At 38.9% G+C, this 14,515-nt stretch carries 15 protein-coding genes; 12 read left to right on the forward strand and 3 right to left on the reverse strand.

Annotated elements, in window-relative coordinates; translation table 11 throughout:
- Positions 1-2 precede the first annotated feature (2 nt).
- The 4 genes from ruvB (at position 3) to yajC (ending at position 3,685) form a co-directional block, all read left to right on the forward strand.
- Positions 3-1,007, forward strand: coding sequence for a Holliday junction branch migration DNA helicase RuvB (gene ruvB, locus MK805_RS03990; RefSeq protein ID WP_240874284.1), 1,005 nt, complete (start codon positions 3-5; stop codon positions 1,005-1,007).
- Between the two features lie 43 nt (positions 1,008-1,050).
- Complete coding sequence (gene queA / locus MK805_RS03995) at positions 1,051-2,079, forward strand: tRNA preQ1(34) S-adenosylmethionine ribosyltransferase-isomerase QueA (RefSeq protein ID WP_240873906.1); 1,029 nt, start codon at positions 1,051-1,053, stop codon at positions 2,077-2,079.
- A gap of 82 nt (positions 2,080-2,161) precedes the next feature.
- Positions 2,162-3,298 (forward strand): tRNA guanosine(34) transglycosylase Tgt, encoded by a 1,137-nt coding sequence (gene tgt, locus MK805_RS04000; protein WP_240873908.1) that lies wholly within the window; start codon positions 2,162-2,164, stop codon positions 3,296-3,298.
- A 12-nt stretch (positions 3,299-3,310) separates the two neighbouring features.
- The gene (yajC, locus tag MK805_RS04005) at positions 3,311-3,685 is read left to right on the forward strand and encodes a preprotein translocase subunit YajC (protein WP_338057474.1); all 375 of its coding nucleotides are present in this window, start codon (positions 3,311-3,313) and stop codon (positions 3,683-3,685) included.
- A 15-nt stretch (positions 3,686-3,700) separates the two neighbouring features.
- On the opposite strand, the gene MK805_RS04010 is transcribed toward yajC, so the two are convergent.
- Positions 3,701-4,081 (reverse strand): TIGR04086 family membrane protein, encoded by a 381-nt coding sequence (locus MK805_RS04010; protein ID WP_240873911.1) that lies wholly within the window; start codon positions 4,079-4,081, stop codon positions 3,701-3,703.
- Positions 4,082-4,215: 134 nt separating this feature from the next.
- Here MK805_RS04010 and MK805_RS04015 point away from each other — a divergent pair, with 134 nt between their 5' ends.
- Positions 4,216-4,899, forward strand: a complete 684-nt coding sequence (locus MK805_RS04015; RefSeq protein WP_240873912.1) for a DUF421 domain-containing protein — start codon at positions 4,216-4,218, stop codon at positions 4,897-4,899.
- On the opposite strand, the gene spoVB is transcribed toward MK805_RS04015, so the two are convergent.
- Positions 4,896-6,455 carry a stage V sporulation protein B gene (gene spoVB, locus MK805_RS04020; RefSeq protein WP_240873913.1) on the reverse strand — a complete coding sequence of 520 codons (1,560 nt, stop codon included), beginning with the start codon at positions 6,453-6,455 and terminating at the stop codon, positions 4,896-4,898. The two genes, MK805_RS04015 and spoVB, sit on opposite strands and share 4 nt — an antisense overlap.
- Before the next feature lie 146 nt (positions 6,456-6,601).
- On the opposite strand from spoVB, the gene MK805_RS04025 reads away from it, so the two are divergent.
- The 6 genes from MK805_RS04025 to MK805_RS04050 all read left to right on the forward strand — a co-directional run bounded on the left by MK805_RS04025 (position 6,602) and on the right by MK805_RS04050 (position 12,897).
- Positions 6,602-6,889: a post-transcriptional regulator gene (locus MK805_RS04025; RefSeq protein WP_240873915.1), complete on the forward strand. Its 288-nt coding sequence runs from the start codon at positions 6,602-6,604 to the stop codon at positions 6,887-6,889.
- A 154-nt stretch (positions 6,890-7,043) separates the two neighbouring features.
- Entirely contained in the window at positions 7,044-8,276 is a 1,233-nt protein-coding gene (gene secD / locus MK805_RS04030; protein WP_240873917.1) for a protein translocase subunit SecD, read from the forward strand.
- Entirely contained in the window at positions 8,266-9,165 is a 900-nt protein-coding gene (secF, locus tag MK805_RS04035; RefSeq protein ID WP_240873919.1) for a protein translocase subunit SecF, read from the forward strand. Before secD ends, secF begins: the two co-directional genes overlap by 11 nt.
- Positions 9,166-9,264: 99 nt before the next feature.
- Positions 9,265-11,574, forward strand: a complete 2,310-nt coding sequence (recJ, locus tag MK805_RS04040) for a single-stranded-DNA-specific exonuclease RecJ (RefSeq protein ID WP_240873921.1) — start codon at positions 9,265-9,267, stop codon at positions 11,572-11,574.
- A gap of 4 nt (positions 11,575-11,578) precedes the next feature.
- On the forward strand, positions 11,579-12,091 hold the full coding sequence (locus MK805_RS04045; protein ID WP_240873922.1) for an adenine phosphoribosyltransferase: 513 nt from the start codon (positions 11,579-11,581) through the stop codon (positions 12,089-12,091).
- A 158-nt stretch (positions 12,092-12,249) separates the two neighbouring features.
- Positions 12,250-12,897 carry an FMN-dependent NADH-azoreductase gene (locus MK805_RS04050; protein WP_240873923.1) on the forward strand — a complete coding sequence of 216 codons (648 nt, stop codon included), beginning with the start codon at positions 12,250-12,252 and terminating at the stop codon, positions 12,895-12,897.
- 52 nt (positions 12,898-12,949) lie between these two features.
- Here MK805_RS04050 and MK805_RS04055 read toward each other — a convergent pair whose 3' ends face one another.
- Entirely contained in the window at positions 12,950-13,105 is a 156-nt protein-coding gene (locus tag MK805_RS04055) for a hypothetical protein (RefSeq protein ID WP_240873926.1), read from the reverse strand.
- Positions 13,106-13,214: 109 nt separating this feature from the next.
- Between MK805_RS04055 and MK805_RS04060 the strand changes: the two genes are divergently transcribed.
- Positions 13,215-14,498 carry an anti-phage deoxyguanosine triphosphatase gene (locus tag MK805_RS04060; RefSeq protein WP_240873927.1) on the forward strand — a complete coding sequence of 428 codons (1,284 nt, stop codon included), beginning with the start codon at positions 13,215-13,217 and terminating at the stop codon, positions 14,496-14,498.
- The last annotated feature ends 17 nt before the right edge of the window (positions 14,499-14,515 follow it).

Genomic DNA, 14,515 nt, shown 5'->3' on the forward strand with positions numbered 1-14,515 from the left:
ATTTGGAGGAGCGGATTATTTCCGCTAAATTAGCCATGGAAGAAGAGCAAGTGGAATTTAGTCTTCGACCCAGGTTTTTACGAGAGTACATAGGGCAATCTCATGCAAAAGAAAATCTGAAGATTTACATTGAGGCTGCAAAACAACGAAACGAATCACTCGATCATGTTTTATTGTATGGCCCTCCTGGACTAGGAAAAACGACATTATCTCATATCATAGCAAATGAAATGGATGCCAATATCCGTACTACTTCAGGACCTGCAATTGAAAGACCAGGCGATTTAGCGGCAATTTTAACAAATTTAGAAGCGAATGATGTTTTGTTTATCGATGAGATTCACCGGCTAAATCGATCAGTAGAAGAAGTATTATATCCTGCGATGGAAGATTTTGCACTCGATATTATCATCGGTAAAGGTCCAAGTGCAAGAACGGTACGACTTGATTTGCCTCCATTTACACTTGTAGGGGCGACGACAAGGGCGGGTTCTCTGTCTGCTCCACTTCGCGACCGATTTGGGGTTGTTAGCAGGCTTGAATTTTACACGGAGGAAGAGTTATCCTTAATACTGCTTCGAACTGCTGATTTGCTCCAAGTCGGGATGAACGAGGAAGGTGCAACTGAATTAGCTACTCGTTCTAGAGGAACTCCGCGCGTTGCAAATCGATTGCTTAAACGTGTACGTGACTTTGTACAGGTCGAAGGAGATGGATTTATCAGCAAGGATGAAGCAGTAAGCGCATTGGATCGGATGCAAGTGGATAAAATGGGTTTAGATCAATTGGATCATCGATTACTCAAATCGATTCTCACTCATTTTCGAGGTGGACCAGTAGGTTTGGAAACCATTGCAGCAACCATTGGAGAAGAAAGTCACACCGTGGAAGACGTAGTAGAGCCTTATTTGATGCAACTAGGTTTTTTAGAACGTACTCCTCGTGGAAGAATGGTTACGAAACAATGTGCTGATTACTTAGGTATGAAATGGCCTAAGTCTATGTAAAAAACAGGGGCTTACGCCTCTTTTCTTTTTGGAGTTGATCACGATGGATGTATCTATGTTTGATTATGATTTGCCAAGTGAACTTATTGCCCAAAAACCGATAGATGATCGTACAGCTTCCCGTCTGATGGTTGTCGATAAAAAGTCAGGTGAATTAGAGCATGCTACGTTTCGAGATTTGCCTTCCTACCTGCAAAAAGGAGATTTATTGATTTTGAATAACAGTCGTGTCCGGAACGCTAGGCTCCTTGGAGTAAAAATCGAAACAGGTGCAAAAATTGAGTTATTATTATTAAAGCCTCTCGGCGATGATCGATGGGAAGCGCTAGTAAAACCCGCTAAACGTATGAAACCTGGGGTAATCGTGCAATTTGGCAATGGGGAACTCAGAGCGATTGCAGTTTCTCCAACGGATATGGCTGGGGGATGGATTTTTCAACTAGAGTATGAAGGAGATGTGGAACAATTATTTCAACAGTTAGGGCAAATGCCGCTACCTCCTTATATTCGAGAACGTCTAGAGGACAGTGAGCGGTATCAAACTGTTTATTCGCAAGAAATCGGTTCTGCCGCTGCCCCTACAGCAGGTCTCCATTTTACCGAAGAATTACTTCAGGAATTGGAGGCAAAAGGAGTTGAGATTGGTTATGTGACTTTGCATGTAGGTTTAGGGACATTTCGGCCAGTAGCAGTGGAACAAGTGGAAGAACATACGATGCATGCGGAATATTATGAGTTATCTCATGAAGTAGCTCAGATGATAAAAAAGGCTAAGCAAGAAGGCCGGAGAATCGTTGCTGTTGGAACCACGACCGTTCGTACGTTAGAGACAATTGGCAGTCATTCAAATGGAATTAGGGAAACGAACGGCTGGACAGACATTTTTATTTATCCAGGTTATAAGTTTCAAGTGGTAGATGCCATGATCACTAATTTTCATCTTCCCAAATCTACTCTGTTAATGCTTGTAAGTGCTTTTAGCACTCGAAATATTATGATGCAAGCATACAAGAAAGCAGTAGAAAGGGAATACCGCTTTTTTAGCTTTGGGGATGCCATGCTGATCAAGTAAAATGGTGGTTGAGCAGCAGAAGCTTTGGTGTATAATGGATATTGTGTATTTCAACAAGTGATGGGAGAAAGGAACAGGAACATTGGCTGTTCGTTACGAATTAATTAAAGTATGTAAGCAGTCTGGTGCAAGATTGGGAAAACTACATACTCCACATGGTACTATAGAGACGCCTATTTTCATGCCCGTCGGAACACTGGCTACCGTGAAAACGATGAGTCCGGAAGAGTTAGCCGGGATGGAAGCACAGATTATTTTAAGTAATACATACCATCTTTTTTTGCGCCCAGGTCATGATCTAATTGCAGAGGCAGGAGGACTCCATCGCTTTATGAATTGGGATCGTCCCATTTTGACAGATAGTGGTGGTTTCCAAGTCTTTAGTTTGAGTAATCTTCGAAAAATTTCCGAAGAAGGGGTAGAATTTCGTTCTCACCTGAGTGGAGAAAAATTGTTTTTGTCTCCCGAAAAAGTGATGGAGATCGAAAACGCACTCGGAGCTGATATTATGATGGCATTTGATGAGTGTGCACCTTATCCTGCGGAGAGAAAGTATGTGGAAGATTCCGTAGCATTGACTTATCGTTGGGCGAAACGCTGCAAGGAAGCACATAAACGTCCGGAAGATCAAGCACTCTTTGGGATTGTACAAGGTGGAATGTATGCCGATTTACGAAAACAAAGTGCAGAACAATTAGTCGAGCTTGATTTTCCTGGCTATGGTATCGGCGGATTGAGTGTAGGAGAATCCAAAGAACTCATGTATGAGACATTGGAAGTTACTACTCCGCTTTTACCAGTGAATAAACCGCGTTATTTGATGGGTGTGGGTTCCCCTGATGCATTGATCCAAGGCTCTATTCTTGGAGTGGATATGTTTGATTGTGTCCTTCCTACGAGAATAGCGAGAAATGGGACAACGATGACAAGCCAAGGCAGACTGGTGATTCGTAATGCAAAATATGAACGGGATTTTGGACCGCTCGACCCAGCTTGTGATTGTTATACTTGTCGCAATTATTCTCGAGCATATTTACGTCATCTGATCAAATCAGATGAGACGTTTGGGCTAAGATTAACAACCTACCATAACCTTTATTTCTTATTAAACTTAATGAAGCAAGTAAGAGAAGCGATTATGGAAGATCGATTACTTGATTTTCAAAAAGAATTTATGATCCAATACTATGGATCACTAAATCCAACAAAAGCGTTTTAGGGAGGAAACTTAATGACCAGTTCTACATGGAGTATTGTGTATATCGTAGTGATGTTTGCGCTACTTTACTTTGTATTGATTCGTCCACAAAATAAACAGCGTAGAGAACAAGCACAACTGCTCTCTGCTTTGAAAAAGGGAGATAAAGTAGTTACAATTGGTGGACTTCATGGTTCTATTGTTGATTTAAATGAACAGAGAGTAACTCTAAAAGTTAATGATACTACTAGACTTATATTTGAGCGTGGGGCGATCAAATCCAAAGTTTCAGAAGATACTCAAGCAGCATCTGAGAAAAAAGAAAAAGTAGAAGAAACACCTGCTGCGACTAAAGAAGTAACAACCGAACACGCAGAAACAAAAGAAGAAGCGAAAGAGTCCAAATAGGCTCTCTCGCTTTTTTTATCTTGATGTATTTACTCCAAAGATTCCACCTAAGGCACCGATTCCAAATGCAAATATTCCAAAGACAAGTGGATCTACTCGCATACTAGTGTCAAATGCAAGAAATGCAATCAACCAAATAAATAAGGTATAAATAATCCCTTGAAGACCACCGTAATACCAACCCTTTTTTCTTGAACGTTTCCCTGATACAAAGCCCGCAGATAAGAGAGCAATTGCATTTATACAGAAGGTAATGGGCGGTAAGCTACTCGTTTCCAGGCTGGTAAATCGGAGAAACAAAGCAGTAATCAGAGATAATCCGACAATAAAAGCCCATAGTATCATTTGTCCTGCTACCATTGGTGAATGCCATCCAGTACGTAAGATATCTTTCATTAGGCTGGAACCTCCTAGATCTTCTTGGTACAACCTATGGATAAAAGGTTTCTTTTATGACATTTTTTCTCATAGAATTTCGGGGGTCAGGTAAAAATAGTAAACGACATGAGTGGAAAAGGGAGCAATTTACTATGCTGAGCTTAATCCTCCGAACAACTTTTATCTACTTTTTTATTTTGTTGATGATGCGTTTGATGGGAAAAAGAGAAATAGGTAAATTATCTGTGTTTGATCTGATCGTCTCTTTTATGCTCGCTGATCTATCTGCAATGATAATAGAAGATAAAAAATTAGAAATTATTAATGGAGTTACTCCAATCGTTACAATAGTTGCACTTCAAATTTTACTCTCTTTTATCATGTTGAAAAATAGAAGTGTTCGCAAACTTATTGATGGAGAGCCGACGGTCATTGTGCAACATGGTCAAATATTGGATAGAGTGATGGCGAAAAGTAGATATAATTTAGATGATTTAATGATGCAGCTGAGAGAAAAAAATATATCCAATATCAGCGATGTGGAGTATGCCATCTTAGAGAGATCAGGAAAATTAAGTGTTTTTCCTAAAACAGAAAAGACAGCAGTGACAAAAGAAGATCTGAAACTAAAAAATCTAAAAGCTTTTCATCCACCTATTCCCGTTGTACTTGAAGGAAAAGTATTAGAAGATGGCCTACAACAGATCGGTCAAAATCGTTTTTGGTTAAAAAAAGAACTGCGTAAAAAAGGCTACAAAGATTTGTCAGATATCTTTTATGTCAGTGTGAACAATGAAGGTAAATTATTTATTGATGCAAAAGATAAAAAACATTAGCTAGGCAATACTTTGGCAATCCATTTACCTACATAAGGAATTCGATTTACATCCGTCTTTCGTACAAGACTGAAAAGTAACAAGCAAATAAAATAGATACCAAAACTGCTAATACTAGTTAAAAATACTTTTTGCAGCAAGGGTGTACCTTCTTTATGGATCAAATAATAAGCAACTGAACCCATTGTAATCACCGAAAAAGTTAGTTTCGAAACAGGTCTCAGGTGTAGAGAAATCGGCACATATTTTAAAATGCTGATAAAGTGAAGTCCTGTGACCAAAATAATTCCTATATTAATAGCAATAGCTACTCCATTAATACCTAAAGAGGGCCTTGAAGCGAGCAAAAAGATAAGTGGTATCTTTAAAACCGCACCAATAATCGAATTTCGCATGGCAATATTTGCTTTATCTAATCCTTGCAGGACTGATGCAAATGGACCTTGCAAATAATGAATAAATGACACAGGTGCGATGATATAAATCATATGGGCGAGCTCTTTTTTATGGTAGAGTAATATAGACAATGGTTCAGCTAAAATCAGAATAAAAGCGGTACAAGGAGCTCCGATTAAAAGAGAGAGGCGAATGGCTTGTTGTAGTCGATGTTCGATGAGTTTTGGTTGATTTTGAGCAGCTGCTTCACTTATAGCCGGAACCAGTGATACGGTTAAGGCATAGGTGATAAAAGTTGGAAAGAAAATGAGAGGTATTGCCATTCCTTCCAAACGACCGTAAAGAGCAGTGGCGGCAGATGTAGCAATTCCAGCAAGAGCAAGACTCTGCGCAACTACAATTGGTTCTAATGCATAGGAGAGGGAACCTATTATTCTACTTAGTGTAACTGGAACAGAAACACGTAAAACTTCTTTAATGCTTCTCATTAGATGTTTTGGTTTTTGAAATAAAGTGAGAGGTACATATTTTTCATCTCTACGATAACAGATATAAATGTAGATCATCCCTACAAATTCTCCTACTACCATCCCTAACATTGCTCCAGCAGCAGCATATGCAATTCCAAATGGCAATAAATATTGTGCTAGAAAAATAACAGTAAATATTCTTACTGTCTGCTCTGCGATTTGGGCAATTGCATAAGGGCTCATATTTTGTCGACCTTGAAAATAACCTCGAAAGATCGAAGATATAGCGATAATAGGGATAACAGGTGTTATCGCTAACAGAGCATAGATGGTCCTGCCATCTGTGAGCAGTACATGTGCAATTTTAGATGCCCCAAAAAAGATAGAAATGGCAATGATTACACTGGTGATCAATACGATAAAGATTGATACAATAAGTATTGCTGGAACACGATCTTCTTCTCCGCGTGCTTCCGCCTCTGAAACCAATTTTGATATAGCTACCGGAATACCTGCTGTAGTAACTACTACAGCGAAGATTAAAATAGGAAAAACCATTTGGAACAATCCCATTCCCTCATCTCCAATAATGCGAGATAAGGCAATGCGATATACAAAACCTAGTATTTTAGTGATAAATCCAGCCCCAACTAGGATAATGGTTCCATAGAGAAAACCTTGTTTGGTCATAAGCCTCCCCTTCTCGTTCACAGATCCTTTGTAAAATTTGTATGCCTTGTCCGCTGGTTCCATGTCTGAAAGTTATCCATTAGCAGGAAGCGACATGATAGATGTCGAATTTTTGCGATAGTAGATAGAGTGAAAGGATGAAGAAAATGGCAAAAGCATTAAGAGCCGTGAGTATGAAACGAAACCGTACCGATGTCGAATTATTGACAGAACAAGAATTAAAAGGTTGTATAGAAGATTTATGTGATAGCAAAGCAGCTGAATTTCGTATGTATGGGTATGAAGATGTGACTGGAGAACAAATTTGGGCGTGTGTATCAGAAGGATATCGCCGAGGTTGGCCGAGATTAAATCGTCTTGTAAATGATATTATGTCTTTAAAAGCAAATCGGTTCATGAACTGGCTGATGTTAAGTGTTTATAAAGCTGACTAGCCCAAAAATTCATGCGACTCGCTTGAGTCGCTATTTTTCGTACATAAGTAAAAGTATATTTTTGTATGTTTGACAACGTTATTCTTCTGCTGGGATAATGGGATTGTAATTTTTTGCAGACCATGTTTTTATGAGAGATGAAGGAGTATGAAGGATGAGAGTAAAACGCGGTAAAATAGTGATATTTGTCCTCCTTACCGTAATCATTCTCGGAACTGTTTTGTCCACAACCGAAACAATCTGGGGTAGGATTACCAAAGGATTAGATTTACAGGGAGGATTTGAAGTACTTTATCAAGCTGCTCCCCACCAAAAAGTAAATACAGATATCTTGAGTCAAACAGCTAGTGCGATCCGAAATCGGATTGATATTTTAGGAGTTACAGAGCCGGATATAACCATTGAGCCCCCCAATCGAATCCGTGTACAAATCGCCGGAGTCAAGGATCAGAAAAGAGCTCGTGATATTATTGGAAAGCCAGCACAATTGACTTTCCGTGACCCTACTGGTAAGAAAGTGTTACTGAAAGGAACTGATTTAAAACCAGGTAGTGCCAAAGTGGGTTATGATCAGAACAATCAGCCGCTAGTAGAAATTCAACTTACGGATGCTAAGAAATTTGAGGCGATTACTCGTAAATACATAGGGCAACCAATGCCCATCTACTTAGATGAAAATGAGTTGAGTGCTCCGACTATCGTGCAAGCGATACCAGGGGGACGAGCTACTATCAGTGGACAAGAGACCGTAGAAAAAGCCCAAGATTTAGCAAGTCTCTTAAATGCAGGAGCACTGCCTATTAAGCTCACAGAGGTTCAAAGTTATGCAGTAGATGCAAGTTTAGGGGAAGAAGCATTGAAAGATAGCTTGAAAGCTGGTGCCTATGCGATTTTGGCTATATTTATTTTTGTAATCGGTTATTATCGCTTACCAGGTTTAGTAGCCGTTATTACTTTGATCGCATATGGTTATCTTGTGCTGTTGGTTTTTGATGCGCTAAATATGACCTTAACCTTACCAGGTTTAGCAGCATTTATATTAGGAATTGGGATAGCAGTTGATGCGAACATCATTATGAATGAGCGAATAAGAGAAGAACTGCGGCATGGAAAGAGCGTCCGTGCTTCAGTGAAAACGGGATCTAAACGTTCTTTCCTAACGATTATTGATTCTCACGTGACCACGATTGTTGCATCTTTGTTGCTCTTTTACTTTGGAACAGCTGCGGTAAAAGGATTTTCTGTATCCCTCATGGCTGGGATCATCGTAAGTTTATTAACAGCAGTAGCATTATCGAGAATTATGGTAAATTTATTGGTTCAATCTAATCTGATGAACAAGCCAAGCTGGTTTAATGTGAAAGAGGATGAGATTAGTGACTTATAGCATAGATTTTGTAGGAAAACGGAAATTGTTTTTTGGTATTTCGATTCTCCTGATTATTGCAGGAGTAGTATCTTTGTTTGTACAACAGTTAAATTTGGGGATTGATTTTGTAAGTGGAACGAGATTGGATATTTCCATGGATAGAGCAGTGAATATTGATGAATCCAAAAACATACTTACCAAACTCGGATATCAAAACCCTAATGCACGAGTAGGTGGGAAAAAATCAGATATACTCATTTTTCGTACTTCTAAAACGATAACTCCTGCCAAAGTAGCTGAAATAACCTCTGCTTTTAACAAAGCATTTAAAACAAAAGTCAGTGTTCAATCGCAAGTTGTAGATCCTATCATTGGTCGCGAATTGGCGAGAAACGCAATTATTGCTACTTTGCTTGCCTGTGTGGCTATTGTTATTTATGTGTCTATCCGATTTGAACACCGATTTGCTATAGCAGCTGTTATTACGTTGTTTTATGATGCTCTATTCACAATTGGTATCTTCTCCATTTTTCAAATTGAGGTTGATGTTGTATTTATTGCAGCTATCCTGACAATTATTGGATACTCCATCAATGATACAATTGTTATCTTCGATCGAATTCGTGAAAACTATAATCGTCAGCAGCCTAAAAAATGGGACGATCTAGCATCTATGGTCAATGAAAGTATTCAACAAACGCTGGTTCGTTCTATTAATACAGTTGTTACGGTTCTCTTAGCAGCATTGGCTTTGGTTCTTTTAGGAGGAGAGAGTATTCGCAATTTCTCCCTAGCTCTCATACTAGGTTTGGTTTCGGGAGCATATTCTTCCATTTTTATCGCAAGTCAAATATGGGTCGTATGGACATGGAAATCTATCCAAAAGAAAGTGTCATCCTCCGCATAGAGTTGTTTGTTTCAGCTTTTAGAAGGAAAATGATCGGTAAAGATAAACCGCGAACTTCGCGGTTTTATCATTGTTCAAGAGAAGAGAGGAGGTAGAAAGTTGCTACATCCCAAATCCAGATGGAAAATGACGCCAGTAGCTGCTGAGGAAATTCAAATATTAGTAGATGAACTTTCTTTGCATCCTTTGGTAGCTCGTATTTTGATTCGAAGAGGTCTACGAGAAAAAGAAGAAGTCAAACAGTTTTTACAGCCTTCCTTGGCCTCTTTGCACGATCCCTTTCTGCTACATGATATGACGAAAGCAGTAGAGAGAATCAGAGCTGCTATCCAAAATCAAGAACGGATTAGAATTTATGGTGATTATGATGTAGATGGTGTATCGAGTACAAGCTTGATGCTGCATGTATTTGAAGCACTTGGAGCACAAGTAGACTATTATATTCCAAATCGTTTTCAAGAAGGGTATGGGCTGCACCAAGCAGCCATTCAATTAGCCAAAGACGAGGGAATAAGTTTAATGGTGACAGTTGATACAGGGATTAGCGCCGTGGAACAAGCTAAATTTGCTAAATCGATCGGTTTGGATCTCATCATTACGGATCATCATGAACCTTCTGCTGTGATTCCAGAAGCAGTAGCTGTGTTAAATCCCAAAAAGCCAAATTGTTCCTACCCAGATAAACAGCTTGCAGGAGTGGGGGTAGCTGCAAAATTGGCTACAGCCTTGTTAGGAGAAGTTCCTACCCGTTGGCTCGATTTAGTTGCATTAGGCACTATTGCCGACCTAGTTCCCTTAAAAGGGGAAAACAGGATATTTGCTTCTTTTGGTTTAAGCTGCATGAATTCACAGACAAATATTGGATTGACTGAATTAATGGCAGTTTCGGGAATCGAGAAAAAAGTAAATGCTGGACATGTAGGTTTTTCTCTAGGGCCTCGCATCAATGCGATTGGAAGGCTTTCTTCAGCTACAGAAGCAGTAGAATTGTTAACAACCAATGATAGAACACAAGCTAAGCAGTTGGCGATGTTACTAAATGAGAAAAACATGGAACGTCAGGCATTGGTAGATGCTGCCACAACGGAAGCAGTCGCCCAAGTAGAAGCAGATAGACAATTACATCGCAAAGTAATCGTAGTATATCAAGAAGATTGGAACCTAGGAGTAGTAGGGATTGTTGCATCCAGGCTAGTAGAGACATTTTATCGTCCTACTATTGTACTAGGAAAAGATCAGAAAACAGGTCTTCTGAAAGGGTCTGCAAGAAGTATTCGTGGATTTCATTTGCATCGAGCATTGACAGAAGTCAGTGAATTGCTGTCCACTTATGGTGGTCACGAAATGGCCGCAGGGATGGCTTTATCAGAAAAGAATTTGCCGCATTTTCATTCCAAGCTTACAGAATTAGCCGAAGAATGGTTGACAAGTGCAGATTATATAAAAGAAACGCTGGTTGAAGAAAAGATTTCATTAACAGACGCAAATACGGTATTAATTGATTCATTGAATCAACTGGAGCCTTATGGTATGGGTAACCCGGTTCCTTTGTTTCAAATAGAAGGAGCAGAGGCTTATCGATTAGACTGGATGGGTGGCCAATCTAATCATCTCAAATTACATTTAAAAGATGATAGTGGAAATAAATTGGAAGCAGTTCGTTTTCGTTGTAGTGAACTAGCCGGCCAATTAACGGTTGGGGCGAACACTCAAATCGTAGGAGAATTGCAAGTAAACGAGTGGAATGGTAAAAGAAAAGCGCAAGTTTTAATACGAGACTTGGCTATTCCTCACCTGCAAATATTTGATTGGCGTACCAATCGAAAAGAAGCTAGAGTCGCAGAGTTGGCTGGAAAAGCAGTATTATGTATTTGTTCGAGCAAAGAGAGATATACCAACTTAGAAGATGGACAATTGTACACATGGGATGATGTTATTCCCCATGATCTTCCATTTGCTCATCTTGCCCTCTTGGATGCACCTCCATCCGTTGCAAGGTTTAGAACAGTAATTCAAAGTTTAAAAAATATGGAACGTATCTATGTTTGTTTTGGCGATGAAGATATGGTATACCGCTTACCAGTTGTTCCCGGTCGTGAGAAATGTAAGCTTATGTATCAGACACTTTGGGCGAAACGTTCTACTCGTATCCCAATGCAAGCGAGTATTGATGCACTGAGTAGACGACTTGGTATATCTGCTAGAGTTATTCGTTTTTTAATGGATGTTTTTGAAGAATTAAATTTTATTGCCATTGAGAATGATCAAGTAGAAGTTTTAGCTAATCCAGCAAAGCGTGATTTATTAGAATCCAAAATATATCAACAAGGAAGAGATCAAGCAGAAGTACTTCAAACTCTTATCTACTCCTCTTTTCGTGAATTGAGTAAAACAATAAAAGGAGCATAACGAAATGAACTTAAAGGAAATAATTCGTGTTATCCCGGATTTTCCTCAGCCGGGTATTCGCTTCAAAGATATTACAACTCTGTTGAAAAATGGTCCTGCTTACCAGTCCATGATCAATCAGTTAGTAGACATATATAAAGATAAAAAAATCGATTTAGTTGTAGGGCCTGAAGCTAGAGGTTTTGTCATCGCAGCACCACTCGCTTATGCGTTAGGTGTTGGATTTGTACCTGTTCGTAAACCAAATAAACTTCCGCATGAAACGATTGAAGTTACATATGATCTGGAATATGGTCAAGACTCTCTTGTCATGCATAAAGATGCGATATTGCCTGGTCAGCGAGTGCTTATAGCAGATGATTTATTGGCTACAGGAGGGACCATTGCAGCGACACTGGAATTGGTGAAACAACTAGGTGCAGATGTGGTAGGAGCAGCTTTTTTAATTGAGCTGACTTATTTAGATGGTCGAGAAAAACTAGGGGATATTGATATACAGACATTGGTACAATATTAGAAGTGAGGTGCGTTTTTATCACCTCACTTTTTTCTATACTGTTTGTTGACATATTTACCTGCTGTCTTACCTACATAATTCACACTTTAAGAGGGAAGCCTAATCGCAGCAATATAAATCGTTTACGAATATGATGTGAATTTCGGAGGTAATTTTAGATGGCAAAATTATTATATATCACAGCAAATCCAAAACCAGTCGAGGAGTCTTTCAGCCTGCGTACCGGAAAAGCTTTTCTAGAAGAATACCAAAAAGCAAATCCTCAGGATGAAGTAGTCCATCTCGATATTTATAATTTAGATATTCCGATGATTGATGCAGATGTATTTAGTGGATGGGGAAAACTTTCAAAAGGGGAAGACCTAACATCCGCCGAAAAAGCAAAAGTGGAGCGAATTGCTGAAATCACAGATGAGTTTGTAGCGGCAGATAAATATGTATTCGTAACACCTTTTTGGAACTTCCTCTTTCCACCAAAATTGAAAGCATATATCGATGCAATTTGTATTGCTGGGAAAACATTCAAATATACGGAAAATGGACCAGTAGGATTACTTGGTGGCAAGAAAGTGGTGCACATCCAAGCACGAGGTGGTTTTTATTCCGAAGGACCTGCGAAAGAATTGGAATTTGGAGATCGCTATCTTCGTACAGTGCTTAATTTCCTAGGAGTTACAGATGTTCAAACGGTTGTTGCTGAAGGAATGGCATTTGACCCAAGTAAAGCCGAGGGAATTGTTGCGAAAGCAATTGAAAAAGCGAGAGAAGTTGCAAGAAGTTTTTCTGGTAAAACAGTTCGAGCATAAATAAATAAATAAATAAATAAATAAAAAGTACAATCCATGGGGTTGTACTTTTTTACTTTTGTTGAGATAAAATGAGTAGTAGCAGTAGAATAATAAAAACAATCGTCACAATAAAATCTTGTTCATTGGAAAAAGGATGGAAGTTTTTAAATATCGGGAGATCCACTTTGGGAAAATCCCAATGAGCATTTCGGAAATCTTCGGACACGTTATGAAAAAAATCCATTTCATACTCCCTTCGACAATCTTCTGCTTTCATTTAAATAGTAGAAAAAAGCACAAGTATTTGCAACTTTCTTTGAGATGGAGCTGAAAAAATGATTATTTCTTCCGACTTAACGAATAGATGTTATACCCAAGATGATTTAGCAAGAAGGCAGTCTACCTTCACTTCTCCCCTTGAAACAAGAGATCCATTCGAACGGGATTATGGACGAATCGTACATAGTGCTTCATTTCGTAGGCTTCAAGCTAAAACCCAAGTAATAGGTTCAGAAGCAGGGGATTTACATCGTACAAGATTGACACACTCTTTGGAAGCAGCACAAATAGCTCGCAGTATTGTCATTTTTTTAAATGCACATGATCCAAAACTAGGAGCTGATTTTTCTCTTGACGTATCTCTACTTGAAGCAGCAGCATTAGCTCACGACCTTGGTCATCCCCCTTTTGGTCACCATGGCGAACAGGCTTTACATGATTGTATGTATCGTTATGGAGGATTTGAAGGAAATGCTCAGACATTTCGTATCTTATCTCGCATAGAAGGAGATAAAGTCGTAGGTTTAAATTTAACACGGGCACTTTTGTATTCTATTGTAAAATATCCTATCATTCTTGATGACGCGATTAGCAAAAGTACCAATAAAGAACACCCGCCAAAGGCTAATATTTATAAAGTAGACGAAGAGGCTTTCCATTGGATGATGGAACCACTAACACAAGAAGAAAAAAATTATTACATGGAAACCAAGACAACAGAGGAAGGATTCCAAAAGACAGTTCGTAAATCATGGGAGTGTTCTTTATTAGAACTAGCTGATGATATTGCCTATGTAACCCATGATGTAGAGGACGCGATCAATTTAGGGTTCATTCATTCTTCTACTTTGACGCAAATATTATCCTCATTTCCTGGATTTGAAAAGCATTTTTTGAGAACTGATCACTTTAAATATGATTTAAAACAGTTAATATCTGCGATGATTTCTTATTTTGTCTTCGGTGTAGAGCTAAAAGAAAACGAAATAGATGCGAATTCAGCTCGATTGAAGTATCGAGTAGAATTAATGAAAGAGCGATTTGAGTTGCTTCGTATCCTAAAACAATTAGTAATCGATGAAGTAGTGTATTCACAAACTGTACAAACGATGGCTTGGAAAGGTAGATTTGTCGTGAAGCAGTTATTTGAAGCAATGATGAACGAACCAAATTTACTACCGCATAATGATCGATTAACGATCAAGAAAGGGATATCTACCGCGGAAAAAGCAAGAGTGGTCTGTGATTATATATCAGGCATGACTGATTCGTATGCAATGAAAATGTATCAACAGCTATTTGGAAGAGGAGATGGGGCACCTTTCATTCCACATCTCTAGTCTAAATTCCTGCTTGA

Source organism: Shimazuella soli (assembly GCF_022511585.1).
Classification (GTDB): Bacteria; Bacillota; Bacilli; order Thermoactinomycetales; family Thermoactinomycetaceae; genus Shimazuella; species Shimazuella soli.

What these genes read in the sequence shown, in the direction of transcription:
- queA (WP_240873906.1), top strand. Translation starts at nt 1,051, where the DNA reads ATGGATGTATCTATGTTTGATTATGATTTGCCAAGTGAACTTATTGCC.
- yajC (WP_338057474.1), top strand. Translation starts at nt 3,311, where the DNA reads ATGACCAGTTCTACATGGAGTATTGTGTATATCGTAGTGATGTTTGCG.
- MK805_RS04010 (WP_240873911.1), bottom strand. Translation starts at nt 4,081, where the DNA reads ATGAAAGATATCTTACGTACTGGATGGCATTCACCAATGGTAGCAGGA.
- MK805_RS04015 (WP_240873912.1), top strand. Translation starts at nt 4,216, where the DNA reads ATGCTGAGCTTAATCCTCCGAACAACTTTTATCTACTTTTTTATTTTG.
- spoVB (WP_240873913.1), bottom strand. Translation starts at nt 6,455, where the DNA reads ATGACCAAACAAGGTTTTCTCTATGGAACCATTATCCTAGTTGGGGCT.
- MK805_RS04025 (WP_240873915.1), top strand. Translation starts at nt 6,602, where the DNA reads ATGGCAAAAGCATTAAGAGCCGTGAGTATGAAACGAAACCGTACCGAT.
- secD (WP_240873917.1), top strand. Translation starts at nt 7,044, where the DNA reads ATGAGAGTAAAACGCGGTAAAATAGTGATATTTGTCCTCCTTACCGTA.
- MK805_RS04045 (WP_240873922.1), top strand. Translation starts at nt 11,579, where the DNA reads ATGAACTTAAAGGAAATAATTCGTGTTATCCCGGATTTTCCTCAGCCG.
- MK805_RS04050 (WP_240873923.1), top strand. Translation starts at nt 12,250, where the DNA reads ATGGCAAAATTATTATATATCACAGCAAATCCAAAACCAGTCGAGGAG.
- MK805_RS04060 (WP_240873927.1), top strand. Translation starts at nt 13,215, where the DNA reads ATGATTATTTCTTCCGACTTAACGAATAGATGTTATACCCAAGATGAT.